Annotated in this window: 21 protein-coding genes and 1 pseudogene; 8 read left to right on the top strand and 14 right to left on the bottom strand. The window is 72.1% G+C overall.

Going from position 1 to position 22,602, the window contains the following annotated elements:
• Nucleotides 1-219: 219 nt before the first annotated feature.
• On the bottom strand, nt 220-957 hold the full coding sequence (gene trhA / locus ABD234_RS08145) for a PAQR family membrane homeostasis protein TrhA (RefSeq protein WP_344355133.1): 738 nt from the start codon (nt 955-957) through the stop codon (nt 220-222).
• 205 nt (nt 958-1,162) lie between these two features.
• On the opposite strand from trhA, the gene ABD234_RS08140 reads away from it, so the two are divergent.
• Nucleotides 1,163-1,921, top strand: coding sequence for an isoprenyl transferase (locus tag ABD234_RS08140; protein ID WP_038370672.1), 759 nt, complete (start codon nt 1,163-1,165; stop codon nt 1,919-1,921).
• Nucleotides 1,922-2,044: 123 nt separating this feature from the next.
• A complete protein-coding gene (phoH2, locus tag ABD234_RS08135; RefSeq protein WP_344355130.1) occupies nt 2,045-3,460 on the top strand; it encodes an RNA 5'-3' helicase PhoH2 in 1,416 nt (471 codons plus the stop codon).
• A 115-nt stretch (nt 3,461-3,575) separates the two neighbouring features.
• On the opposite strand, the pseudogene ABD234_RS08130 reads toward phoH2, so the two are convergent.
• A pseudogene (locus ABD234_RS08130) lies at nt 3,576-3,722 on the bottom strand (mycothiol transferase); the annotation flags it as partial.
• A 56-nt stretch (nt 3,723-3,778) separates the two neighbouring features.
• Between ABD234_RS08130 and ABD234_RS08125 the strand changes: the two are divergent.
• Complete coding sequence (locus tag ABD234_RS08125) at nt 3,779-4,543, top strand: DinB family protein (protein ID WP_344355127.1); 765 nt, start codon at nt 3,779-3,781, stop codon at nt 4,541-4,543.
• A 27-nt stretch (nt 4,544-4,570) separates the two neighbouring features.
• On the opposite strand, the gene ABD234_RS08120 is transcribed toward ABD234_RS08125, so the two are convergent.
• From ABD234_RS08120 to ABD234_RS08090, 7 genes are all read right to left on the bottom strand, one after another.
• Nucleotides 4,571-5,224 (bottom strand): response regulator transcription factor, encoded by a 654-nt coding sequence (locus ABD234_RS08120; protein WP_344355123.1) that lies wholly within the window; start codon nt 5,222-5,224, stop codon nt 4,571-4,573.
• Nucleotides 5,215-6,363: a sensor histidine kinase gene (locus tag ABD234_RS08115; protein ID WP_344355120.1), complete on the bottom strand. Its 1,149-nt coding sequence runs from the start codon at nt 6,361-6,363 to the stop codon at nt 5,215-5,217. Before ABD234_RS08115 ends, ABD234_RS08120 begins: the two co-directional genes overlap by 10 nt.
• Before the next feature lie 32 nt (nt 6,364-6,395).
• Entirely contained in the window at nt 6,396-7,037 is a 642-nt protein-coding gene (locus ABD234_RS08110) for a DedA family protein (RefSeq protein WP_344355117.1), read from the bottom strand.
• A 160-nt stretch (nt 7,038-7,197) separates the two neighbouring features.
• On the bottom strand, nt 7,198-7,323 hold the full coding sequence (locus ABD234_RS08105; RefSeq protein ID WP_344355114.1) for a hypothetical protein: 126 nt from the start codon (nt 7,321-7,323) through the stop codon (nt 7,198-7,200).
• A 57-nt stretch (nt 7,324-7,380) separates the two neighbouring features.
• On the bottom strand, nt 7,381-8,655 hold the full coding sequence (locus tag ABD234_RS08100) for a hypothetical protein (RefSeq protein WP_344355111.1): 1,275 nt from the start codon (nt 8,653-8,655) through the stop codon (nt 7,381-7,383).
• A gap of 50 nt (nt 8,656-8,705) precedes the next feature.
• Nucleotides 8,706-10,115, bottom strand: a complete 1,410-nt coding sequence (locus tag ABD234_RS08095) for a class II fumarate hydratase (protein ID WP_344355109.1) — start codon at nt 10,113-10,115, stop codon at nt 8,706-8,708.
• Nucleotides 10,116-10,262: 147 nt separating this feature from the next.
• The gene (locus ABD234_RS08090) at nt 10,263-11,183 is read right to left on the bottom strand and encodes a carbohydrate kinase family protein (protein WP_344355107.1); all 921 of its coding nucleotides are present in this window, start codon (nt 11,181-11,183) and stop codon (nt 10,263-10,265) included.
• A gap of 56 nt (nt 11,184-11,239) precedes the next feature.
• Between ABD234_RS08090 and ABD234_RS08085 the strand changes: the two genes are divergently transcribed.
• A complete protein-coding gene (locus tag ABD234_RS08085; protein ID WP_344355104.1) occupies nt 11,240-11,911 on the top strand; it encodes a DUF4245 family protein in 672 nt (223 codons plus the stop codon).
• Between the two features lie 23 nt (nt 11,912-11,934).
• Here the strand turns inward: ABD234_RS08085 and ABD234_RS08080 are convergent, their stop codons facing one another.
• From ABD234_RS08080 to ABD234_RS08070, 3 genes are all read right to left on the bottom strand, one after another.
• On the bottom strand, nt 11,935-12,240 hold the full coding sequence (locus tag ABD234_RS08080) for an exodeoxyribonuclease VII small subunit (protein ID WP_344355101.1): 306 nt from the start codon (nt 12,238-12,240) through the stop codon (nt 11,935-11,937).
• On the bottom strand, nt 12,237-13,547 hold the full coding sequence (gene xseA, locus ABD234_RS08075; protein ID WP_344355098.1) for an exodeoxyribonuclease VII large subunit: 1,311 nt from the start codon (nt 13,545-13,547) through the stop codon (nt 12,237-12,239). The genes ABD234_RS08080 and xseA overlap by 4 nt, the downstream gene beginning before the upstream one ends.
• A 125-nt stretch (nt 13,548-13,672) precedes the next feature.
• Nucleotides 13,673-14,581, bottom strand: a complete 909-nt coding sequence (locus ABD234_RS08070; RefSeq protein WP_344355095.1) for a helix-turn-helix transcriptional regulator — start codon at nt 14,579-14,581, stop codon at nt 13,673-13,675.
• A 188-nt stretch (nt 14,582-14,769) separates the two neighbouring features.
• Between ABD234_RS08070 and ABD234_RS08065 the strand changes: the two genes are divergently transcribed.
• The 3 genes from ABD234_RS08065 (at nt 14,770) to ABD234_RS08055 (ending at nt 19,391) form a co-directional block, all read left to right on the top strand.
• Complete coding sequence (locus tag ABD234_RS08065; RefSeq protein WP_344355092.1) at nt 14,770-15,789, top strand: zinc-dependent alcohol dehydrogenase family protein; 1,020 nt, start codon at nt 14,770-14,772, stop codon at nt 15,787-15,789.
• A 103-nt stretch (nt 15,790-15,892) separates the two neighbouring features.
• The gene (locus ABD234_RS08060; RefSeq protein WP_344355089.1) at nt 15,893-17,149 is read left to right on the top strand and encodes a multidrug effflux MFS transporter; all 1,257 of its coding nucleotides are present in this window, start codon (nt 15,893-15,895) and stop codon (nt 17,147-17,149) included.
• Between the two features lie 187 nt (nt 17,150-17,336).
• The gene (locus tag ABD234_RS08055; protein ID WP_344355086.1) at nt 17,337-19,391 is read left to right on the top strand and encodes a VWA domain-containing protein; all 2,055 of its coding nucleotides are present in this window, start codon (nt 17,337-17,339) and stop codon (nt 19,389-19,391) included.
• Nucleotides 19,392-19,475: 84 nt separating this feature from the next.
• On the opposite strand, the gene ABD234_RS08050 is transcribed toward ABD234_RS08055, so the two are convergent.
• Together ABD234_RS08050 and ABD234_RS08045 are read right to left on the bottom strand one after the other, a co-directional pair.
• Nucleotides 19,476-20,693 (bottom strand): DNA recombination protein RmuC, encoded by a 1,218-nt coding sequence (locus ABD234_RS08050; RefSeq protein WP_344355083.1) that lies wholly within the window; start codon nt 20,691-20,693, stop codon nt 19,476-19,478.
• A 135-nt stretch (nt 20,694-20,828) separates the two neighbouring features.
• The gene (locus tag ABD234_RS08045) at nt 20,829-21,296 is read right to left on the bottom strand and encodes a hypothetical protein (protein WP_344355080.1); all 468 of its coding nucleotides are present in this window, start codon (nt 21,294-21,296) and stop codon (nt 20,829-20,831) included.
• An 83-nt stretch (nt 21,297-21,379) separates the two neighbouring features.
• Here ABD234_RS08045 and ychF point away from each other — a divergent pair, with 83 nt between their 5' ends.
• Nucleotides 21,380-22,465 (top strand): redox-regulated ATPase YchF, encoded by a 1,086-nt coding sequence (gene ychF, locus ABD234_RS08040; protein ID WP_344355077.1) that lies wholly within the window; start codon nt 21,380-21,382, stop codon nt 22,463-22,465.
• The last annotated feature ends 137 nt before the right edge of the window (nt 22,466-22,602 follow it).

Raw genomic sequence — 22,602 nt, 5'->3', positions numbered from 1 at the left:
TCGGCGCCGAGCGTCTCGAACTACGCCAGCCCGCGCTCGTGCCCGTGCCGGGGGTTCGTGCCCGGCATGCCGCCCGTCCCAGGCTGCCCACGGGATCACGGAACCACGGGACTAATACGGGGACACAGGCCGTATTGGGGCCTGTGTCCCCGTATTGGTCCCGTGGATCTCCCGATGGCGGGTCGGCGGGCTCTCCGGGGACGGTTGTGATGACGTCCGTCAGATGACGGCGAGCGCCACCGCGATGAAGTGGCAGGCGAAGCCCACGACCGTGCAGGCGTGGAAGATCTCGTGGAAGCCGAACCAGGCCGGGGACGGATCCGGGCGCTTGATCCCGTAGACGACGGCTCCGGCCGTGTAGCTGAGCCCGCCCGCGATGATCAGCCAGGCCACGGCCCAGCCGCCGCCGGCGATGATCTGCGGCATGTAGAACACCGCGACCCAGCCGAGCGCGACGTAGGCCGGCACGTACAGCCAGCGCGGGGCGCCGGTCCAGAAGACCCGGAATCCGACCCCGATGATCGCCCCGGCCCAGGCGATGACCAGCAGGGTCAGGGCGCTGCGCGGCTGCAGGGTCGCGACGGCGATGGGCGTGTACGTCCCCGCGATGATGAGGAAGATGTTCGCGTGGTCGAAGCGGCGCAGCATGATCGCGTGCTCGGGGCTCCAGGTTCCGCGATGGTAGGTCGCGCTGATGCCGAACAGCAGCCCGGCCGTGGCGATGAAGACCATGCACGCCAGGCGGCTGGCCAGGTCCTCGCCGAGGGCGACGAGGGTCAGCCCGGCGATGAGGGCCGTGGGGAAGGTGATCAGGTGGATCATCCCGCGCAGGCGCGGCTTGGGCAGGGCCAGCGAGGGGTGCAGCCGGGCGCTGGGCGTGACATGCCGGCCCGGGGGAGCGGGCCGGGGGCCGTGCGCTGCGGGCCGCGGGCCCGTCGGGGAGGACGTGGAGCTCATCGGCCGAGCGTAACCTACGAAGCCGTAACTTACGGGTGCGGCACCTGTGACGATCCGGTGTGGATCCCCGGGGCGGGCGGCCGATCGGTGCGCGCGATCGGGACCCGTGCCCGATAATGGGGAGGTCGCCCTGCCCGCGGCGCCGGCGTTGCCGGAGGATCGGGCGGGGTGCAGCGACACGGAACGGGACGCTCGGGAGGCGCGCATGGCGGACGATGGTGTGCTCTACCGCGTGTACGAGCGGCGCCTGGCGCGGGAGCTGGCCTCGGTGCCGCTGCCGCAGCACCTCGGGGTGATCGTCGACGGCAACCGCCGCTGGGCGAAGGCCTCCGGGGCGAGCACCGAGGAGGGGCACCGTCAAGGTGCGGCCAAGATCGCAGAGTTCCTCACCTGGTGCGAGGAGCTCTCCATCCCCCTGGTCACCGTGTGGATGCTCTCCCACGACAACCTGCGCCGCCCCGCCGAGGAGCTCGAGGCGCTGTTCGGGATCATCACCGACACCCTCGAGGAGCTCACCGACGCCGGCTACGAGGTCCGCCTGACGGGGAACGACGACGTGCTCCCGGCCGAGGTCCGGGAGCGGATCCGCCGCAGGCAGGAGACCGCCCAGGTCACCCGCGAGCTCGCGGTGAACCTCGCGATCGGCTACGGCGGCCGCGAGGAGATCGTCGTCGCCGTCCAGGAGCTCGTGCGGGAGATGGGCCAGCGCGGTCTGGACGCGGAGCAGATCGCCGACGGGATCACCATCGAGGCGATCGGCGAGCACCTGTACACGCGCGGCCAGCCCGACCCGGACCTGATCATCCGCACCTCCGGCGAGCAGCGCCTGTCCGGCTTCCTGCTGTGGCAGAGCGTGCACAGCGAGTTCTGGTTCTGCGAGACCTACTGGCCCGGCTTCCGGCGGGTCGACTTCCTGCGCGCCCTGCGGGACTTCTGCAAGCGCGAGCGCCGCTTCGGGGCCTGATCCGGACCGCGAAATCCGGGTGACGATCCGGTGAACGCGCACGGCGCGCGGGCCGGAGTGGTCGGGATCACCTGGCGGGGCGGGATATCGTCCCTGTCAACCGCGCGAGAACCGGAGGCTCCCATGGATGAGACCACCACCGACCGCAGCGCCCTCGACGGCGCAGGCATCGGATCCGGACAGGAGGTGCCCGTGGTCCCCTCCCTGCGAGCCGGCACGGCGCAGACCGTCCTGCCGGACCTCGAGACCGGTCTGATCACCTACGTGCTGGACACCTCGGTGCTGCTGTCGGACCCGCTGTCCCTGACCCGGTTCGCCGAGCACGACATCGTGCTGCCGATCGTCGTGGTCACCGAGCTGGAGGCCAAGCGGCACCACCCGGACCTCGGCTACTTCGCCCGGCAGGCGCTGCGCATCCTCGACGACCTGCGCGACCGCCACGGCAACCTCTCCGTGCCCCTGCCCATCGGCAGCTCCGGCGGCCATGTGCACGTCGAGCTGAACCACGGCTCGGTCGCCTCCCTGCCCGACGGCTTCCGCCTGGGCGACAACGACACGCGCATCCTCGCGGTCGCCAAGAACCTGCAGCTCGAGGGCAAGAACGTGGTGCTGGTCTCCAAGGACCTGCCGATGCGCATCAAGGCCTCCGCCTCCGGCATCCATGCCGAGGAGTACCGCGCCGAGCTCGCCCGCGACCGCGGCTACACGGGCCTGGTGACGGCCGCCGTGGACGACGAGACGATGTCCGCGCTGTACGACGGCCAGCTCATCGACATCCCCGAGGTCGCGCACCAGCCCGTGCACACCGGCGTGACCATCACCAGCGCCCGCGGATCGGCCCTGGGCCGGGTCACGCGCGACGGCACCGTGCGGCTGGTCCCCGGGGACCAGACCGTCTTCGGCGTCGCCGGGCGCAGCGCCGAGCAGCGGATCGCCATCGACCTGCTCCTGGACGACTCGATCGGCATCGTGTCCCTGGGCGGGCGCGCCGGCACCGGCAAGAGCGCCCTGGCCCTGTGTACCGGTCTGGAGGCCGTGCTCGAACGTCGCACCCAGCGCAAGATCATGGTGTTCCGCCCGCTCTACGCGGTGGGCGGCCAGGAGCTCGGCTACCTCCCCGGGGACCAGCAGGAGAAGATGGGCCCCTGGGGCCAGGCGGTGTTCGACACGCTCGGCTCGATGGTCTCCCAGAACATCATCGACGAGGTCCTCTCCCGCGGCATGCTCGAGGTCCTGCCCCTGACGCACATCCGCGGGCGCTCCCTGCACGACGCCTTCGTGATCGTCGACGAGGCGCAGTCCCTCGAGCGCAACGTGCTGCTGACCATGCTCTCGCGGATCGGGCAGAACTCGCGCGTGGTCCTCACCCACGACATCGCCCAGCGCGACAACCTGCGGATCGGCCGCTACGACGGCATCGCCTCCGTCGTCGAGGCGCTCAAGGTCCACGAGCTGTTCGCCCACATCACCCTGCAGCGCTCCGAGCGCTCCAAGGTCGCCGAGCTCGTCACCCACGTCCTGGACGAGCCGCTGCCGTAGGACCTGATCAGGCGTCGATCGTCCCCGGTGCGGGCTCGAAGGGCTCGAAGAAGGGGTTCGCCGGCACTCCGGCGCGGGTGAGGACGAGCGCCTGCACGCTGAGCCCGTCGATCTGCTCTCTGATGATGTCGATGTGCCCGGCATGACGCGCGAGCTCCTCGATCTGGTGCCCGATCGCAGAGCGCAGCGTCGTGGGCCGGGGTTCCGCGATGCCCAGCCAGGGCGCGGCCGGCTCGAGGAAATCGGCGTCGGAATCCGCCCCGGCGAGCGCCGCGAGATAGCGGGGGAGCGGGGGACCCCCGTGGCATGCTTCCGCGCATGGTCATCTACGACGGTCCCCAGGACCTGCGACGCGCCGTGCTCATGGACGTGGACCTCTCCGGAGCACGGCTGATACGCACCAGCCTCGCCGGCGCCACGATGCGGGGCGCCGACGTCACCGGCGCGGAGATCGACTCGCCGTGGCTGCTCGAGGACGAGGGCGGGACCCTCCTGATCAACGGCGTGGACGTCGTCCCCTATCTGCAGGCGGAGCTCGACCGCAGATGGCCGGGACGGGCGCTGCGCCGTGCCGAGGACCCGGATGGCCTGCGGGAGGCGTGGACCGCGCTCGAGACGACGTGGCGGCGGACGATCGACCAGGCGGCGGCCATGCCGGAGGGGAGCGTCGACGCGAAGGTCGACGGAGAATGGTCCTTCTCCCAGACGCTCCGCCACCTCGTCATGGCGATCGACATCTGGCTGGGCCGCGCGATCCTGCACCGCGAGGACGCCCTCCACCCCATCGGCCAGCCGCATGCGGACTACGAGGCCGATGGACACGACATGGCGGCGTTCGCTCCCGGGATCCCCGCGTTCGACGACGTCCTCGCCGTCCTCGCGGAGAGGTTCGCGATGGTCCGGTCCTTCCTCGCCGAGGCGACCGCGGAGCTGCTCGACGCCCCGCGGAACTGTCCCTGGGACCCCGGACGCGAGGTCACGGTGCGGTCCTGCCTCCACGTGATCCTCAACGAGGGATGGGAGCACCACCGCTACGCCGTCCGCGACCTCGAGGCGCTCGCGGGAGCGCGGGAACGGACCTGAGAGCCGCCAGGGGGATCGGGAGCGGCCTCACCCCGGGGCGGCGCCGAGGTAGAGCAGCACCGCGAGGACGCGGCGGTTCACGTCGCCGCCGACGGGTATGGCCAGCTTCGAGAAGATCGTGTTGATGTGCTTCTCGACGCCGCTGCGGCTGATGTAGAGGCGCTGGGCGATCGACGTGTTGGACAACCCCTGCGCCAGATGGGCCAGGACGTCCCGTTCTCGATCCGTCAGCCGGGCGAGCCGAGGATCGGGGCCGGAGCCCGCAGCGAGGAGCTGTCGGATGACCTCGGGATCGAAGGCCGTGCCGCCGCTGGCTACCTCCTCGATCGCGTCGAGGAACCGGCGGATGTCGGAGACCCTCTCCTTGAGCAGGTAGCCGACGCCGCCGGAGCCGTCCAGCAGCTCGCGGGCGTAGCGCCGTTCGACGACCTGGGACAGCAGCAGGACGGCGGTCCCGGGGTTCTCGCGGCGGATCCGCAGGGCCGCATGCACACCTTCGTCCACGAAGTCGGGCGGCATGCGCACATCGACGATCGCAAGATCCGGTGCGTGCCGGACGACGGCGTGCAGCAGCTCGGTGGCGTTCGACGTGCCGGCGACGATCTCATGCCCCTCGAGGGCGAGCAGCTGGGCGACCCCTTCCCGGAGAAGGAGGGAGTCCTCGGCGAGCACTATGCGCATGGAAAGCGTGCCTCCACGATCGTCGGGCCCCCGTCAGGGCTGATCACCTGCATGGTTCCACGCTGCGCTGCGACGCGGGAGCGGATCCCGCTCAGCCCGGGTCCGCTCGGATCCGCGCCCCCACGGCCGTCGTCGACAACGCGCACGGACAGCATGTCGACCCCGCGGGTCAGCCGGATCTCCAGTCGCGCGGCGTCGGAGTGCTTGAGCGCGTTGGAGACGGCCTCGCTCGCGACGTAGAAGGCGGCGGTCTCCGTGGCGAGATCGGTGGGACAGGCGGACCGCGGCCGGGGATCGAGGTGGAGGACGGCCGGCAGGGTGGTGCGATCCCGCAGCGCCTCGAGAGCGGCATCGAGGCCGTCGCGCGCGAGCATCGCCGGGTGCAGGCGCCAGGACACCTCCCGCAGATCGTCGAGGATCGCCTGGACCTCGTCCCGGGCGCGGCCCAGGAGGATGTCCTGATCCTGCCCGGGCACGGTGCGTTCTGCTCGTGCGAGGAGCAGGGACAGGGCGACGACCCGCTGCTGGACGCCGTCGTGGATATCGCGTTCGATGCGTCGGCGCTCGCCGTCCACCGCCGCGACCACGTCCTCCAGCGTGGTGGACAGCGAGCGGACCTGCTGCTCCAGGTCCTCGGCGGCCGGCCGGGAGAAGGCCGTGCGTGCGCGTCGGGACAGCCAGCAGGCCCCGGCGAGCCCGCACAGCGCGAGGAACAGCAGCACCAGCCCGGGCGGCCCGAACCAGAGGACGGACTCCCAGGTCACGGCGCCTGCAGGGGCCTCGAACACGGCCACCGGCCCGCCGGTCGCGGCGCCGACCACCATGCTCGCGCCGGTGATCAGACCCAGGAGGATCAGCGCCCAGATCGTCGCAGCGAGGAGGCCGAGCCCGAGCTGCACCCCGAGGAACGCGGTAGGCCGTCGCAGCGGTCGCGGCGGCTCCGTGGGGAGCCCATCGGTCACGGTGCGTCCATCGGCCCAGGCATGGAGGCGGTCCACGGCCTCGAGCGCGCCGCGGGAGGGACGGGAGCTCGCGGGCAGTGCCAGCAGAGCGACGACCAGGAGAGGGACCATGGCCACGATCGCGACCGCTTCGACGGCACGGCGCAGTGCCGCATGCGCGACCCGGGGTGCAGCCATGACCGGCCCGGCCCTCCTCGTGGTCGACATGCTCATCGTGCTGGCCGCGCCCGCAGGCCCTGACGGATCCGGATCGTGAGGAACACGGCGAGAGCGGCCGCGCAGGCGAGGATGACCAGCTTCTGCAGGATGTCAGCGTACTGCTCGACCAGATGCCAGTTCTCGCCGAGCCCATAGCCGGCCAGCACGAACACCGTGTTCCACAGGCCGCTGCCGAGGGCGGTGAGCAGCGTGAACCGGCCCAGCGGCATCCGCTCCACCCCCGCGGGGATCGAGATGAGGCTGCGGAAGAGCGGGATCATCCGCCCCAGGAGGACCGCCTTCCCGCCGTGGCGGGCGAACCATGCCTCGGCCCGCTCGACATCGGCGACGCGGACCAGCGGCAGCCGATCGGCGATGCGCTTGAGACGCTCCGCGCCGAACCAGGCGCCGAGCCCGTACAGCACGAGCGCGCCGACCAGGGATCCGGCGGTGGTCCACACCAGCGCCTCGAGCAGGCTGAAGCTGCCGCGGCTGGCGGTGAAGCCCGCCAGCGGGAGGATGATCTCGCTGGGCAGGGGCGGGAAGAGGTTCTCCAGGGCGATGGCGATCCCGGCGCCGGGCGCGCCGAGGGACTCCATGAGATCGACCGCCCAGGACGCGACGGAATTGAGAGGAGGGGGTGTCGGTGTCATGCCATCGACGCTAGGGCTTCAGGCAGCGCGATCCACTCCGGCCGGCCACCCGACCAGGTGCGGAGAACCGCAGTGCGCGCAGGGGCGGCACAGGCGCCGAACGCAGGAGAACGCCCCGTCCCTCGCAGGTCCGGGGCGTCCCTCGATGCGGAGCCGGCCCTCAGGCCTTCGGCGCGGTCATCGACAGCACGTCGAGGGCCTCGTCCAGCTGGGCCTCCGTCAGCTCGCCGCGCTCGACGAAGCCGAGGGCGATGAAGGTCTCGCGCACGGAGATGCGCTCGGCCACGGCGGAGGGGGGTGGCGAGATCGGTGCATGCCAGGTTTCGTTCCGTGACTCAGCCTTTCAGCCAGCCGCGGATCTCCTCGAATCCGTCGTGGTGCAGATCGATCTCCCACCACGGATCGTGTGCGGGGTGCGCGGTGAGGTAGCGATCGCGCCAACGACGAGTGGCCCGGTGCTCGTACGCGCCCAGGATCGTCGCCGCGACGAACAGCGTGGCACCGAGGCCACCGAGCAGGAGGGGGCGTCCGATGAGATGGACGGGGCGACGAGCTCCGAGCTCCCTCTCAGCACCAGCATGGCGGTCGTGACAGCTCCCGCCGCGAGCGCCGTGAGTGCGACGAGCGCACGGGCCGGATGGCGACGGGCGTAGTCACGAGGGATCGCCGCGTGGACTCCGAGCGCCTGGAGCGCAGTCCACGCGCGCGCCCCGCGCACCGCCGCCTCGAGCAGCATGGCCGTCGCCGTGAGACCGCCGAGGGCGAACAGCAGCAGGGGGATCGCCAGCCAGGTCTCGCCGAGAGGGAAGACGTCGACGAGAATCGCCGTGACCAGCGCGGCGCCGAAGGTCGCCACGAGGATCTGCTTCCGTGCGGGAAGGCGGAACGGCCGACGTGACTCGGCGCGGCGCCGACCGCGACGCGGCGTGTCCGCCTTCTGCGGCGTTCCCTCCGGCCGGAGGACCGCGATACGCTCCAGCGGCTCGGGGCGGGATGCGGCGGGCGGCCACCGGTCCCGGAGCGCGTCGAGACGGTCCATCTCGGCCGGGACTGCGGTGAGGCGCAGCGTCAGCGCGAGAGCCAGGAGGACCACCCCGGGCAGCAGCATCCAGGGGGCCGCCTGCCACCCTCCGAACTCGGGATCGTCCTCGATGACCATGATCAGGGCGACGATCCCGCCGAGCAGAAGCGCAGGGATGCCCGCGATGGACAGGAGCACGCAGACGCGCCCCGAAGGCGGGCCGAGGCGCCGGGCGTCCTGCGCGGAGAGCATCTCACCGCCGGCGACGGACTCGGCGATGCGCAGCTCGGCGGCCGAGATCGCCACCCAGAGGGCACAGGTCAGGACGAGGGCACCGGCGGAGACGAGCGCCGCTGAGCCCAGCAGCGAGAAGAGGAGGGCGTCCCCGCGCTCGGTCTCCGAGAACGCGGTCCTGTCGAGCACGGCCGCCAGCGCCTCCACCGCCGTCAGGGTGAGCATGGCGAGGGACAGCAGCGGCAGGGTCAGGATCGTCCATCCGGAGACGGTGAAGGCCCCGCGCAGCAGCGCGAGCCCCGCCGGCATCGGCAGCGGATGCACGGGAGCGCCGGACGGCGGGGCACCGGCGGATCGGCTCATCACCCGGGACGCCGCGGTCCGAGGGGATGCGGCGGCGTCCCGGGCATCTGTCAGGCCTTCGGCGCGGTCATCGACAGGACGTCGAGGGCCTCGTCCAGCTGGGCCTCGGTCAGCTCGCCGCGCTCGACGAAGCCGAGGGCGATCACGGCCTCGCGCACGGAGATGCGCTCGGCCACGGCGTGCTTGGCGATCTTGGCGGCGGACTCGTAGCCGATGATCTTGTTCAGCGGGGTGACGATCGAGGGGGAGGCCTCGGCGTAGAAGCGGGCCTTCTCCTCGTTGGCGACCAGGCCGTCGACGGTCTTGTCCGCGAGCACGGTCGAGGCGTTGGCGAGCAGGCGGATCGACTCGAGCAGGCTGGTGCCCATCAGCGGGATCTGCACGTTCAGCTCGAAGGAGCCCTGCGCTCCGCCCCAGGCGATCGCGGCGTCGTTGCCGATGATCCGCGCGCACACCATGAGCACGGCCTCCGGGATGACGGGGTTGACCTTGCCGGGCATGATCGACGAGCCGGGCTGCAGGTCGGGGATCGCGATCTCGCCCAGGCCCGTGTTGGGGCCCGAGCCCATCCAGCGCAGGTCGTTGTTGATCTTGGTCAGCGACACGGCGATGGTGCGCAGCGCGCCGGACATCTCCACCAGGCCGTCGCGGGCGGACTGCGCCTCGAAGTGGTTGCGGGCCTCGGTGAGGGGCAGGCCGGTCTGCTCGGCGAGGTTGGCGATGACCTTCTGCGGGAAGCCGGCGGGGGTGTTGATTCCGGTGCCGACGGCGGTGCCGCCCTGGGGGACCTCGGCGGTGCGCGGCAGCGCCGACTCGACGCGCTCGATGCCGTAGCGGATCGCCGCGGCGTAGCCGCCGAACTCCTGGCCCAGCGTCACGGGCGTGGCATCCATGAGGTGGGTGCGCCCGGACTTCACGACGCCCTTCCACTGCTCGGCCTTCTTCTCGAGGGAGACGGCCAGGTGATCCAGCGCCGGCAGCAGCTGGCCGACGACCCCGCCGGTCACGGCGACATGCACGGAGGTGGGGAACACGTCGTTGGAGGACTGGGAGGCGTTGACGTGGTCGTTGGGGTGGACGTCCAGGCCCGATGCGTTCGAGGCGAGGGTGGCCAGCACCTCGTTCATGTTCATGTTCGAGCTGGTGCCGGAGCCGGTCTGGTACGTGTCCACGGGGAAGTGGGCGTCGTGCGCGCCGGAGATGACCTCGTCCGCCGCGGCGACGATCGCGTCGGCGATCGCCGCGTCCAGCACGCCGAGGTCCTTGTTGGCGCGGGCGGCGGCCTTCTTCACCTCGGCGAGGGCATGGATGTGGGCGGGCTCGAGGCCCTGGCCGGAGATCGGGAAGTTCTCCACGGCGCGCTGGGTCTGGGCGCGGTACAGGGCGGTCGCGGGGACGCGGACCTCGCCCATCGTGTCGTGCTCGATGCGGTACTCGACCTGGGGGTTCGTCTCAGTCATGGATTCTCTTCCTGTGCGTCGCTGCGATGGGGGAGCTGGTGGTGGCGCGAGCCGGAGGTGCACCGGCCGTGAGGGGCGGGCGGCACCTGTCGGTGCGGAGCGCGGGGAGCGTCGGGCCGTGGGAGCGGAGCGCCCGCGCCCCGGACCTCAGATGCCGGTGGCCTCGTGCGCCCAGGGCGGGTTCGCGCCGGGCCGCGACACGGTGATCGCCGCGAGCCCGGCGGCGCGGGAGAGCACCGCCTCGAGCTGGTCCTCGTCGATCGCGCGCAGCGCCTCGCGGTTCTCGGCGCGCAGCATGCCGGCGGAGTCCAGCGCGTCCAGCAGCCCGGCGGAGAAGGTGTCGCCGGCGCCCACGGTGTCGGCGACCTCGACCTTCACCGGCGGGACGGCGACGCGGCCGCACGCGGCGAAGCCGATGGCGCCCTCGCCGCCGCGGGTGATCACGGTGAAGGCCGGCCCGAGCTCGCGCCAGGACGCGACGACGTCCTCGACGTCGTCGGTGCCGTACATCCAGGCGACGTCCTCGTCGGAGGTCTTCACCAGGTCGGAGCGGGCGATGATCGCCTCGACCGCCGCCCGGGTGGCCTCGGCCGAGCCCATGAGGGTGGGGCGGGCGTTGGGGTCGTAGCTGATCGTGGTGGTGGGACGGTAGCGCTCGAGCACGTCGACCACGGTCGCCGCGCCCGGTGCGAGGACGGCGGCGATCGAGGAGGTGTGCACGGCGTCCACGGGCTCGGGCAGATCGGTGGCGCGGGGATCCCAGGTGATGTCGAACTGGTAGGTGGCGGTGCCCTCGGCATCGAGCTGCGCGAGAGCGCTCGAGGTCCGATGGGAGCCGATGCTGCCGCCGGTCAGGAGCACATGCGACTCCTCCAGGTGGCGGCGGATCTGCTCACCCCGGGCATCGCCGCCGATCTGGGTGAGGAGGTGGGAGGTGTGCCCCAGGCGGCCGAGGGCCACGGCCACGTTGAGCGGCGAGCCGCCCGGGTACTCCACGGACGTGCCGTCCTCGGCACGGGTCACGATGTCCGTCAGCGCTTCTCCGACGGTGAGGTATGTCGCGGTCACCCGTCGATCATCGCAGTTTTCGCGTCGAGGGGCGAACAGACGCGACAATGGGCGTCATGAGCCCGACCCCCGCCTCCCCGTCCCCTGCGGAGCCCGACGCCCCTGCGGCGGCCGTCCCCTCGCCGGAGGTCGAGGGCGCGGACGGCACGGACGCGGAGCGTCCGGCGCAGGCGTCGCACTACGCGATGACGAAGAAGAACTCCTCGGTGCGCAACATCGTGTGGGCGCTCGCAGTGATCATGGCGTTCGTCGTCGTGCTCGCGATGCTGTTCTTCGGGGTGGGCAACGATCCCGACCGGTCGATCCCGGAGAGCTCGCGGCTGGACGTGACCGCGAGCGCGGAGCGCGCCGCCGGGGTCGCCCCGTTCCCGGTCATCGTCCCGGAGCTGAGCGCGCAGTGGACGCCGCGGCTGGCGGAGTACACCGGCGGCGCGGACCCGCGCTGGGAGCTGCGGTACACCGCCCCCTCGGGCGCGCTGGTCACGGTGATCGAGCAGGAGACCGTGGATGCGGCCCTGCTCGCCTCGGCCGTGCCCGGCCCGACGGTCGAGGACGAGTACACCGTCTCCGGGGTGCCGTGCCAGCAGCTGCGCAGCTCCGGCGAGGCCGAGGGCACGCGCGCGCTGAGCTGCCAGGGCGAAGGATGGGGGATCCTCGTCCACGGCGACGAGGACCTCGACCAGCTGCGCCTGGTCGCCGAGGCGTCGATCGCCGACGCCCAGGCCTGAGCCGCTCCGGCCCCGCCGCAGCGCTACTGCTCGCCGCGGGCGGCCATCGCGTGGTCCAGGCGCTCCCGGGCGCCGTCCAGCCACTGCTGGCAGCGCCGCGCCAGCATCTCGCCGCGCTCCCACAGGGAGATGGACTCCTCGAGCCCGCCCTGCCCGGACTCCAGCCGCCGCACCACCTCGACGAGCTGGTCGCGCGCGGCCTCGTAGCTGAGGGCGGCGATGTCCTCGGGCAGGGGCTGCTCGTCGGCCTCGGCGGCGGGCTGGAGCGGAGCATCGGCCGCCGCAGCGGTCCGGGCGTCCTGGAGCTGGTCCTGGGACTGGTCGGTCATGCGTCCTCCTCGGTGCGGTGCGGGGCATCGGGGATGTCCTGCAGGGCGGGTGGGGTGTAGGGGTCCTCGTCGCAGCGCCGGGCGCCGAAGCGGCCACCGGCGACGCGGATCGACAGCGCATCGCCCGCCTGCGTCGCCGCGGGGGAGCGGACGACCTCGCCGTCCGCGGTCTGGACGACCGCGTACCCGCGCTCGAGGGTGGCCAGGGGGCTGAGCGCCCGCACCTGCCGTGCGAGGTGGTCGATGCCGTCCTGGCCGCGGTCCAGGCGGGACCCGATGATGGTCCGCGCGAGGGCGACGCGCGAGCGGATCTCGTCGCGGCGGCCGGTGAGGATGGTCGCCGGCTGGTCGAGCACCGGCCGGGAGCGGGTGGCGTCCAGGGCGGCCTGCTCGCGCTCGATCCGCCCGCGCACGGCCGTGCGCAGCCGGGACCGGTTCAGGGCGAGCTGCTCCGACTCCGCCTGGATGTCCGGGACCACGCGCTTGGCCGCATCGGTCGGGGTGGAGGCGCGGACGTCGGCCACGAGGTCCATCAGCGGGGTGTCGACCTCGTGCCCGATCGCGGAGACGATCGGCGTGCTCGCCGCGGCGACCAGGCGCACCAGCTGCTCGTCGGAGAACGGCAGGAGGTCCTCGAGGGAGCCGCCGCCGCGGGAGACGATGATGACGTCGACCTCCTCGGCGGCATCGAGCTCGCGCAGCGCGGCGGAGACCTCGCGCACGGCCTTGTCGCCCTGCACGGCGACCTCCCGGATGTCGAACACGACGGCGGGCCAGCGGCGGGTGGCGTTGACGACGACGTCGCGCTCCGCGGCGGACTGCCGCCCGCAGATCAGCCCGACGCGGCGCGGCAGGAACGGCAGCGGCTTCTTGCGCCGGGAGTCGAACAGGCCCTCCGCGGCGAGGACCCGCTTGAGATGCTCGAGCCGGGCCAGCAGCTCGCCCAGGCCCACCGGGCGGATCTCGTCGGCCTCGAGCTGCAGGCTGCCGCGCTTGGTCCAGAACGTCGGCTTGGCGTGGATGACCACCCGGGCCCCGGGCACCAGCTCGACGGTGAGGGCACGCAGCACGTGCTCGCGGATCGGCACCGAGAAGGACATGTCCACGTCGACGTCGCGCAGGGTCATGAAGGCCAGGCCGCTGCCGGGGCGGCGGTTGAGCTGGACCATCTCGCCCTCGACCCACAGCGGCGACATGCGCGCCACGTACTCCCCGACCTTCACCGACAGCTGCCGCAGCGGCCACGGGTTCTCCGGCGTGGTCTGCGCGGCTGTCGCGGCCAGCGGCGCTCGGGTCTGCTCGGTCATGGCACCACTGTGGCATGCGCGGCGGACAGGCGAGGTCACGGACCGGCCGAGTGTGGAGAGCCTCGCGGTGGGGAGGAGGGGCACAGACCCTGCTCGCGGGCGGTTCCTCGCCGCGCACCGCACGCTCAGCGCCCTGGGGTCTCCTCGTGCGCCGGCTCGTGCTCCGTCGTCGAGAATTCGCTGGCAGCCCAGGAGGCGAGCAGCTGCATCTTCTCCTCCGAGTCCGAGCCGGGCTCGGCGGCGTAGAGGGTGATCGTCAGGCCGGGCTCGGACTCCAGCTCCATGCCCTCGTACGCCAGGGTCATCTCCCCGACGACGGAGTGGCGGAAGGTCTTGAAGCCCGCGCCGTGGTGGCGGACGTCGTGCGCACCCCACCGGGTCCGGAAGTCGGGGCTGAGGGTGGACAGCTCCCCGATGAGGTCGTGCAGCTCCTTGTTGTGCGGGTCCCGGCCGGCCTCGGTGCGCAGGATCGCCACCGTCACATCGGCGAACATGTCGTAGTCCGGGTAGAACGCGGAGGCCCGCTCGTCGAGGAAGGTGAATCGGGCGATGTTCGGCGGCTGGCCCGGGATCCGGCCCGGCATGTCGTGGACGTCCTTGTAGAACGCCCGCGCCAGTCTGTTGCCCGCCAGGATGTCCATCCGGCCGTTGCGCACGAATGCCGGGCCTGCGGTCACGGCGTCGAGCATCCACTGCAGGCTCTCGTGCGGCTGCCAGCACTTCGCGCTGCGGCGTCGTCGCGGACGCGCGACGGGACTGGCCGCGTGCGCGAGGTCGAACAGGTGCGCACGTTCGGCGTCGTCCAGCCGCAGGGCCTTCGAGATCGCCTCGAGGACCTCCGGGGACGCACCGCTGATCGCGCCGCGCTCGAGCTTGGTGTAGTACTCCACGCTCACCCCGGCCAGGATCGCCACCTCGGTACGGCGCAGCCCTTCGACCCGTCGGTTCGCACCAGCGGGCAGGCCCACCTCGTCCGGGCTTATCCGAGCGCGCCGGGATGTGAGGAACTCGCGCACCTCTGCTCGATTGTCCATGCGCCCACGCTAGGCGAACCGCGCGCGCCGAAGGAGGCCCTCGCGGTACCTCCCTCGAGAGGGGCTCCCGCGCGCGAGACGAGGCAGGAAGCATCGGCGTACGGCGGCGGTGCAGCTGCTGCCGCACGACCCGCCCGGCGGTCCGATCCTCGAGATCGCCCCGTACCAGCACGAAGGAGAACGCAGCTATGCGTGGAGTCGTCATGCACGCCCCCGGAGACGTCCGCGTCCAGGAACGCCCGGACCCGGTCATCGAGGAGCCGACGGATGCGATCATTCGCGTCACCGCTGCGTGCATCTGCGGTTCCGACCTGTGGCCCTATCGCGGTGCGGAGCCTGTCCAGGACGCGCCGATGGGCCACGAGTACGTCGGGATCGTCGAGCAGATCGGCCCCGACGTCCGGGAGATCCAGGTCGGCGACTACGTCGTTGGATCCTTCGTCGCATCCGACAACACCTGCGAGATCTGCGAAGCCGGCTTCCAGTCCCGCTGTCGCGACCAGGTGATGATGGGAGCGATCGGTACCCAGGCCGAGAAGGCCCGCATCCCCCTGGCTGACGGCACTCTGGTCACGGTCCCCGGCGAGCCCACCGTGGCACAGGCCAAGAGCCTGCTCGCGGCATCTGACGTGCTCGGCACCGGCTGGTTCGCAGCTGTTGCTGCTGAGGCCGGGCCGGGCAAGACCGTCGCCGTCGTCGGCGACGGAGCCGTCGGTCTGCTCGGGATCCTCGCCGCCAAGCGCCTCGGAGCGGAACGCATCATCGCCTTCTCCCGCCACGCCGATCGCCAGGCCCTGGCGAAGCAGTTCGGGGCGACCGACATCGTCGAGGAGCGCGGCGAGGCGGGCATCGCGAAGGTCAAGGAGCTCACCGGCGGCTACGGCGCGCACTCGACAATCGAAGCGGTCGGCACCCAGGAGTCGATGCTCCAGGCGATCGGCTCCACCCGCCCCGGCGGGCATGTCGGCTACGTGGGCGTGTCCCACGGGGTCTCCCTCGACGGGCTCGACCTGTTCTTCGCGACCGTCAGCCTGCTCGGCGGCCCCGCCCCCGTGCGCCGGTTCCTGCCCGAGCTGATCGACCTCATCATGACCGACCAGATCGATCCGGGCATCGTCTTCGACCTCGAACTGCCCCTCGAGCGGGCCGCTGAGGGCTACCGGGCGATGGACGAGCGCCGCGCCACCAAGGTCCTCCTCACCCTCTGACCCGGCTGGCACCGGGCCCCCGGCCGCATCGCCGGGGGGCCGGTCCCGCCTGCCTTCCCGCACCTGTCCCCATTCCGATCCCGATGCTCAGGAGAGCCTCCGCATGACCGGCACAACCACCGCCCGCACGGCAGGTCCCGCCCTCGCGACGCTGCTGCTCCTGCTGACCGTCTTCGGTCCCATCTCGATGGACCTCTACCTCCCCGTCCTCCCGGCGCTGACCGCCGAGCTCGGAACAGCGACCTCGGCGGCCCAGTTCACCCTGACGGCCTGCCTGATCGGCCTGGCCGTCGGCCAGATGATCGCGGGGCCGCTGTCTGACCGGTTCGGGCGAAAGATCCCGCTCATGGTCGGTCTCGTCGCCTACATCGCAGCCTCGGTGCTGTGCGCGGTCAGCCCGTCGATCGAGACCTTGATCGCTGCCCGCCTCATCCAAGGTCTGGCCGGGGCGGTGGGCATCGTCATCTCGCAGGCCGCTGGACGGGACGTCTACTCCGGCAGCGCGCTGATCCGCTTCTACGGCAAGGTCACCGTCCTCGGCGGCCTCGCAGCGATCATCGGTCCCTTCCTCGGCGGACAGCTCGCACGCTTCACCGACTGGCGCGGCATCTTCCTGGCGCTGCTGGGCGCGCTCATCATGGCCGCCACCCTCGCAATCTACCGGGAGACGCTCCCGAAGGAGATGCGCACCACCGGCATGACCCAGTCGATGCGCGACTTCCGCACGCTCTTCTCCGACAAGCTCTTCGTCGGCGCGGTGCTGATCTGCGGCCTCACCCATGCGGCGCTGTTCGCCTACCTCGCGGGCGCGACCTACATCCTCCAGGACGGCTACGGACTGTCCCCGCAGGGGTACGCGATGGCCTTCGGCGCGAACTCCGCCGGCTACATGATCTTCGGCTGGATCGGCGGCCGCACCGCTGACCGCTGGTCCGAGCGCGGAACTCTCGGCCTCGGCGTCCTCATCACGGGCCTCGGCTCCCTCGGCCTGGTCTACACCGGGCTGATGGGCGCACCGTTGCCGGTCGTGCTGGTCTCCCTGTTCGTCCTCGCCTCCGGCGTCGCCTTCGCCGCGCCCCCGGCTGCTTCCCTGGCGCTGGCCGACTACCCAGAGCTTGCTGGCACTGCCTCGTCGGTCCTCGGCTTCGCCCGCTTCGGCCTCGGCGGCATCGCCGCACCCCTGGTCGGCCTCGGCGGCGCGACGGCAGTCCTGCCATTGGGCATCGTCACCGTCTCCTGCGTCGTCCTCTCGTTCCTCGCACTGCTCGTGCTCGTCGGACGCCGGAAGGGTCCACGGAAGCCCGTCGACCATGAGGCCGAGGCTCGGACAGGCGCGATCAGCGCCGTCACCGCCGAGTGACCGACCCCGAGCATCCGGCAGGACCTGAGGCTGCTACACCCCTGCTTCAGGAGCTGGAAGCATGCCTCGCGTCTCCGCGACTGCTTCTTCCCGCCTGCGGTGCCGGCACCGCCATGTTCCCGCGCATCGCATCCCCACACCTCGGATGATGCGACGACCGCTGGAACTCACGCGGCATGATGGGGCCGTGCGCCCCCGACCGATCGCAGCTCCCCTCACCCTGCTCGCGACGTTCGCCCTCCTCAGCGGGTTCGTCGTGGCCGGGCTGTGGGCCGCGCCGCGGGCCGCCGCGGAGCCGGGGGACACGAACACGGGCCGCACCGCGCCGTCCATGCTGGTGCTGGATGCCAGCGGCTCCATGCGGGAGACCGATGTGGACGGCCGCGCCCGCATGGATGTCGCGAAGGAGGCCGTGGGCTCCCTGATCCCGCTGCTGCCCGAGGACGCCCAGGTCGGCCTCATGACCTACGGCAACAGCACCGAGCAGGTCGCCGCGGCCAAGGCCGCCGCCTGCCAGGACATCACGGTGCTGGTCGAGCCGACGGGACTGGACCGGGCCGCGCTCGCCGCCGGCGTCGACGGCGTGAGCGCCCGCGGCTACACCCCGATCGGCGCCTCCCTGCGCGTGGCCGTGGACGCCCTGCCGGAGGCGGAGATGCGCTCGGTGGTGCTGGTCTCCGACGGGATCGAGGAGTGCGACCCCACCCCGCCCTGCCAGGTCGCCGGGGAGCTCGCCGCCGCCCACCCCGAGGTGCGCATCCACACCATCGGCTTCCGCACCGACGAGGCCGCCCGCGAGGAGCTCGCATGCATCGCCCGGGCGACCGGAGGCACCTACGCCGATGCGACCGATGCCGAGATGCTCCGCGAGGAGCTGCTGCTGCGCATGACCCGCGCCCTGCAGGGCTACGACGACAGCGGGCAGGCGATCACCGGCGGCGACGACGCGGCCACGGCCGTGCCGATCGCTCCCGGCAGCTACCTCGACGTGCTCGAGCACGGCAGCCCCGCCGCGGACGACGGCGACGGCGCCGAGCGCTACTACCGCCTGCGGCTGGCGGAGGGGGAGATCGCGCACGTCGCGGCGACGATGGTGATCCCCGCGGCCGGCGGCGCGGACAACAAGCTGGCCCAGCTGTCCCTGCGGGTCCTGGACCCCGAGGGGGCCGACTGCCGGGTCGGGGACACCAACGCGCGCACCGAGGCGGCGCTCGGCGACGGCCCGCTGACCGCGATGGTCTCGACGCCGCGGATGGGACGGACGCAGAACCTCGCATGCTTCGGGGCCGATGCCGCCGGCGAGGTGGTCATCGTCGTCGAGCGCACGGGCACCCCCTCGCAGGAGGAGTCGGTGCCGCTGGAGCTGCAGATCTTCATCGAGCAGGAGACCGACACGGAGGGCCTCCCGCCGGCCATGCCGTGGATGCTCGAGCGGGAGCCGCTGCCGGTGGCGGCCGATGGGGAGGTCGCGACTCCCGCCTTCGCCTTCGCGGCGGCCACGGAGGTGGGCGACGGGCCGATCCGCGGGACGATCATCCCGGGGGAGGTGCAGTTCTTCCGCATCCCGGTCCAGTACGGCCAGCAGGCCCGGGTCTCGCTGGGCCTCGGCGACGTCACCGTGCCCGAGGGCATGTCCCTGACCACGCGGATCACGATGATCTCGCCCCTGCGTCAGCCGGTGTACACGGCCACGCCGCCGTCCACGGACGCCTCACCGTCCGGTGCCTCGGCGCCGGCGCGGTCCGGGTTGCAGATGCACCTGAACCAGGCCGTCCCGGTCCAGTTCCGCAACCGGGAGGAGGGCGGGACCGAGGCGCGCTCCTCCTTCCTCGCCGGCGACTACTACATCCAGCTCGCGCTGATCCCCGATGCGTACGACACCGCCCGGCTGTTCGAGGTCCCCTTCGTGCTGGACGCGGACGTCGTGGGCGAGGTCGACGAGGGACCGGAGCTGGACGGGCAGGGCGAGGCGGAGCGCGAGGACCAGCTCGCCGAGGACCCGGGGCAGGTGCCGGCGGATGCTGCCGCTGGCGGCTCCGGCGGGACCGCCGGCGGAGCCGGGGCGAGCGACGAGGGCGGGCGCAGCGATGCCGCCGGGACGCCCGGAGCGGACCTCGAGCCGCGCCCGGAGGATCAGCCGGGGCTGCTGCGGATGCTGCTCCCCGTCGCCGCCGGGCTGGCGGGCGGAGCCGTGCTCGCGGGGGTCGTCATCGCGATCGTCGCGGTGATCCGCCGCCGGTAGACGCTGGAACTGCGGCGGAAGCGGAAGCTCCGGCGGCCGCGGGAGCTCCGGCGGGCGCCATAGCCGCGGCGGGCGCCGGACCTCTCAGCCGGCCGCGCGTCCCTGCCGGTCGTCCTGCGCGTCGCCGCGCCCCGCCTCTCCGTCGCCCGCGGAGCGCCCGCGGGCGAGCTCGGCGATCTCCGCCTCGTCCAGCGCCCGCGAGCGACGGGTGAGCTGCTCCACGTCCTCGATGCGGCCCGCCGTCAGCTCCATCTCCTCGAAGCGGCGGGCGGTGACCATCACCCGCGACTGGAGGGAGCCGACGGTCTCGTTGAACGAGGCCACGGCGCCGTCGAGGGAGCGGCCCAGCTTCGCCAGGTGCGAGGTCATCGTCCCCAGCCGGTGATGCAGCTCCCGGCCCGTGTCCAGCACCGCGCGGGCGTCGCGGTTCAGGGCGTCGGTGCGCCAGGTGTGGGCGACGGTGCGCAGCAGCGCCACCAGCGTCGCCGGGGAGGCGACGACGACCTCCTGGGAGAAGGCGTGCTCGAGCAGGCCCGGATCGGATTCGAGCGCCGCGGCGAGGACGCCGTCGCTCGGCACGAACAGCACGGTGAACTCGGGAGTGTCGCCGAGCCCCGCCCAGTAGGCCTTCTGGCCCAGACGGTCCACGTGATGACGCAGGGCCTTGGCATGCGCCTGTCGCCGGGTGCGGGCGCGGCGCTGGTCGGTCTCCTCGACGGCGTCGAGGTAGGCGTCCATCGGCGCCTTCGCGTCGATCACCACGTGCCGGTCCCCGGCCAGGTGCACCACCAGGTCCGGGCGCTGGGCGGCGTCGCCGGAGACGCGCTGGCCGGCGAGCTGCTCGCTGAAGTCGACGTGCTCCACCATTCCGGCGGCCTCGACGATGCGCCGCAGCTGGACCTCGCCCCATCGGCCGCGGGACGTGGGGGCGCGCAGCGCGGCGGTGAGCGCGCTGGTGCCCTGATCGAGCTCGTGGGCCCGCCGGGCCAGGTCCTGCAGGTGCTGCTGCAGCGCGCCGTCCGCCTGCACCCGGGCGTGCTCGGTGCGGTGCATGGCACGCTCGAGCTGGCCGAGGGACTCGACGATGGGGGAGAGGGTGCGCTGCAGCTCCGCCTCGCGCGCGGCCTCGGCGGCATCGCGCCGGGCGGCGTCCCGCGCGAAGCGCTCATCGGCGAGGTCGAGCAGCTCCTCCGAGGCCCGCGGCTGCGCCGCCGATGGAGTCTCGGGGCGGCGCCGCAGCAGCAGGACGGTCAGCGCGGCGCCGAGCACGGCGCCGAGGAGGAGGCCGATCAGGAGCGACACGGTGGGATCCATGGGCCCAGCACATCACGGGGGTGGGACGGACGAGCGCAGGCAGGGCTCACCGGGCCGGTCGGAGGGAAGGACCGGGACGGCCTGCGGAGAGCTCGGCGGGACGAGCGCCGGGGGGAGCGTCGTTCAGACGGGCTGGTACTCCTCGGTCTCCTGGACCGCATCGACCTTCCAGCGGCCGCCGTCGCGGACCATCTGTATCTCGAAGGCCCCTTCCCACGTCTCGCCGTCGACGCCGTAGGTCTCCTCCAGCGCGACGATCGCGGTGCCGCCGTCCACCCATGACCCGGTGATCGTGAAGCCGTCGGCGCGGAGATCGACGTTCTGCGCGCTCTCGATGAAGTCCTCGCAGGTCGCGAGGCCGTCGGCCCGGAACTCCTCGGTGGTCACGGCCTGGAAGGTCTCGCAGTCCTCCTCGACCCACGCCAGGTAGTAGTCGGCGGCCGTCTCCTCCGGGTCGGCGCGCGTCGAGAAGAACACGGCGACCCCGATGCCCGCCCCGATCAGGAGGACGAGCACGAGGGCGCAGGAGCATCCGCCGATGATCCACGGCAGCGATCGGCGGCCCGGCGAGGACGGGGATGTCGTGACCATGGCGTCCAGCCTAGGGGAACGTGCGCAGTGCCTCCCCGTCCATGGGGGACGGCGGGAGCATCGGCCCCGTAGAATCGCGTCCCGTGGCTCTTACTATCGGAATCGTCGGACTGCCCAACGTCGGCAAGTCCACCCTCTTCAACGCCCTGACCCGCGCCGAGGTCCTCGCGGCGAACTACCCGTTCGCGACCATCGACCCCAACGTGGGGGTCGTCCCGCTGCCGGACGCGCGCCTGGGGCAGCTGGCGGAGATCTTCGGCAGTGAGCGCCTGGTCCCGGCGACCGTGTCCTTCGTGGACATCGCCGGCATCGTCAAGGGCGCCAGCGAGGGCGAGGGCCTGGGCAACAAGTTCCTCGCCAACATCCGCGAGGCCGATGCGATCTGCCAGGTCACCCGCGCCTTCTCCGACCCCGACGTGATGCGCGTGGCCGGCAGCGAGGATCCCGCCGGGGACATGGACACCATCGCCACCGAGCTGATCCTCGCCGACCTCCAGACCCTCGAGAACGCGCGCCCGCGCGTGGAGAAGGAGGTCAAGCGCAAGCTCACCGAGGCTTCCGTGCTCGAGGCCATGGACGCCGCGACCGCCCTGCTGGAGACCGGGAAGACCCTGTTCCAGGGCGCGAAGGCCGCCGGCATCGACGTCGCCGAGCTGCGCGAGCTGCAGCTCATGACCGCGAAGCAGTTCATCTACGTCTTCAACACCGACGAGGACGGCCTGGCCGACGCCGCCATGCAGCAGCAGCTGCGCGAGGCCGTCGCCCCGGCCGAGGCGATCTTCCTGGACGCCAAGTTCGAGTCCGAGCTCGTCGAGCTCGACGAGGACGAGGCCAAGGAGATGCTCGAGTCGACCGGCCAGGAGGAGTCGGGTCTGGACAAGCTGGCCCGCGTCGGCTTCGACACCCTGGGCCTGCAGACCTACCTCACCGCCGGCCCCAAGGAGTCCCGCGCCTGGACCATCCCGCAGGGCGCGACCGCCCCGCAGGCCGCCGGCGTCATCCACACCGACTTCGAGCGCGGCTTCATCAAGGCCGAGATCGTCTCCTTCGACCAGCTCCTCGAGGCCAGCTCCATGGCCGAGGCCAAGGCCAAGGGCTGGGTCCGCATGGAGGGCAAGGAGTACGTCATGGTCGATGGCGACGTGGTGGAGTTCCGATTCAACGTATAGATGCACTCGTCCGTCGGTCTAGCCTAGGTGACGTCATCGATAGATGTTCAGCGAGCTCGACTGGGTGGCAGGTGGTGGACCACTCGATGGCTTGAGAAGCGTTCGGGCCGATATGATCGCGGCATGGACTGGATAAG

Origin of the sequence: Brachybacterium phenoliresistens (assembly GCF_039530785.1) — a bacterium.
Classification (GTDB): domain Bacteria; phylum Actinomycetota; class Actinomycetes; order Actinomycetales; family Dermabacteraceae; genus Brachybacterium; species Brachybacterium phenoliresistens.
Note: the sequence above shows the minus strand (reverse complement) of the source record. Positions and strands in the feature narration are given on the sequence as shown.

What these genes read in the sequence shown, in the direction of transcription:
- ABD234_RS08140 (WP_038370672.1), top strand. Translation starts at nt 1,163, where the DNA reads ATGGCGGACGATGGTGTGCTCTACCGCGTGTACGAGCGGCGCCTGGCG.
- ABD234_RS08045 (WP_344355080.1), bottom strand. Translation starts at nt 21,296, where the DNA reads ATGGTCACGACATCCCCGTCCTCGCCGGGCCGCCGATCGCTGCCGTGG.
- ABD234_RS08120 (WP_344355123.1), bottom strand. Translation starts at nt 5,224, where the DNA reads ATGCGCATAGTGCTCGCCGAGGACTCCCTCCTTCTCCGGGAAGGGGTC.
- ABD234_RS08065 (WP_344355092.1), top strand. Translation starts at nt 14,770, where the DNA reads ATGCGTGGAGTCGTCATGCACGCCCCCGGAGACGTCCGCGTCCAGGAA.
- ABD234_RS08125 (WP_344355127.1), top strand. Translation starts at nt 3,779, where the DNA reads ATGGTCATCTACGACGGTCCCCAGGACCTGCGACGCGCCGTGCTCATG.
- ABD234_RS08115 (WP_344355120.1), bottom strand. Translation starts at nt 6,363, where the DNA reads ATGGCTGCACCCCGGGTCGCGCATGCGGCACTGCGCCGTGCCGTCGAA.
- ABD234_RS08080 (WP_344355101.1), bottom strand. Translation starts at nt 12,240, where the DNA reads ATGACCGACCAGTCCCAGGACCAGCTCCAGGACGCCCGGACCGCTGCG.
- ABD234_RS08110 (WP_344355117.1), bottom strand. Translation starts at nt 7,037, where the DNA reads ATGACACCGACACCCCCTCCTCTCAATTCCGTCGCGTCCTGGGCGGTC.
- ABD234_RS08060 (WP_344355089.1), top strand. Translation starts at nt 15,893, where the DNA reads ATGACCGGCACAACCACCGCCCGCACGGCAGGTCCCGCCCTCGCGACG.
- ABD234_RS08085 (WP_344355104.1), top strand. Translation starts at nt 11,240, where the DNA reads ATGAGCCCGACCCCCGCCTCCCCGTCCCCTGCGGAGCCCGACGCCCCT.
- ABD234_RS08070 (WP_344355095.1), bottom strand. Translation starts at nt 14,581, where the DNA reads ATGGACAATCGAGCAGAGGTGCGCGAGTTCCTCACATCCCGGCGCGCT.
- phoH2 (WP_344355130.1), top strand. Translation starts at nt 2,045, where the DNA reads ATGGATGAGACCACCACCGACCGCAGCGCCCTCGACGGCGCAGGCATC.
- ABD234_RS08100 (WP_344355111.1), bottom strand. Translation starts at nt 8,655, where the DNA reads ATGAGCCGATCCGCCGGTGCCCCGCCGTCCGGCGCTCCCGTGCATCCG.
- ABD234_RS08095 (WP_344355109.1), bottom strand. Translation starts at nt 10,115, where the DNA reads ATGACTGAGACGAACCCCCAGGTCGAGTACCGCATCGAGCACGACACG.
- xseA (WP_344355098.1), bottom strand. Translation starts at nt 13,547, where the DNA reads ATGACCGAGCAGACCCGAGCGCCGCTGGCCGCGACAGCCGCGCAGACC.
- trhA (WP_344355133.1), bottom strand. Translation starts at nt 957, where the DNA reads ATGAGCTCCACGTCCTCCCCGACGGGCCCGCGGCCCGCAGCGCACGGC.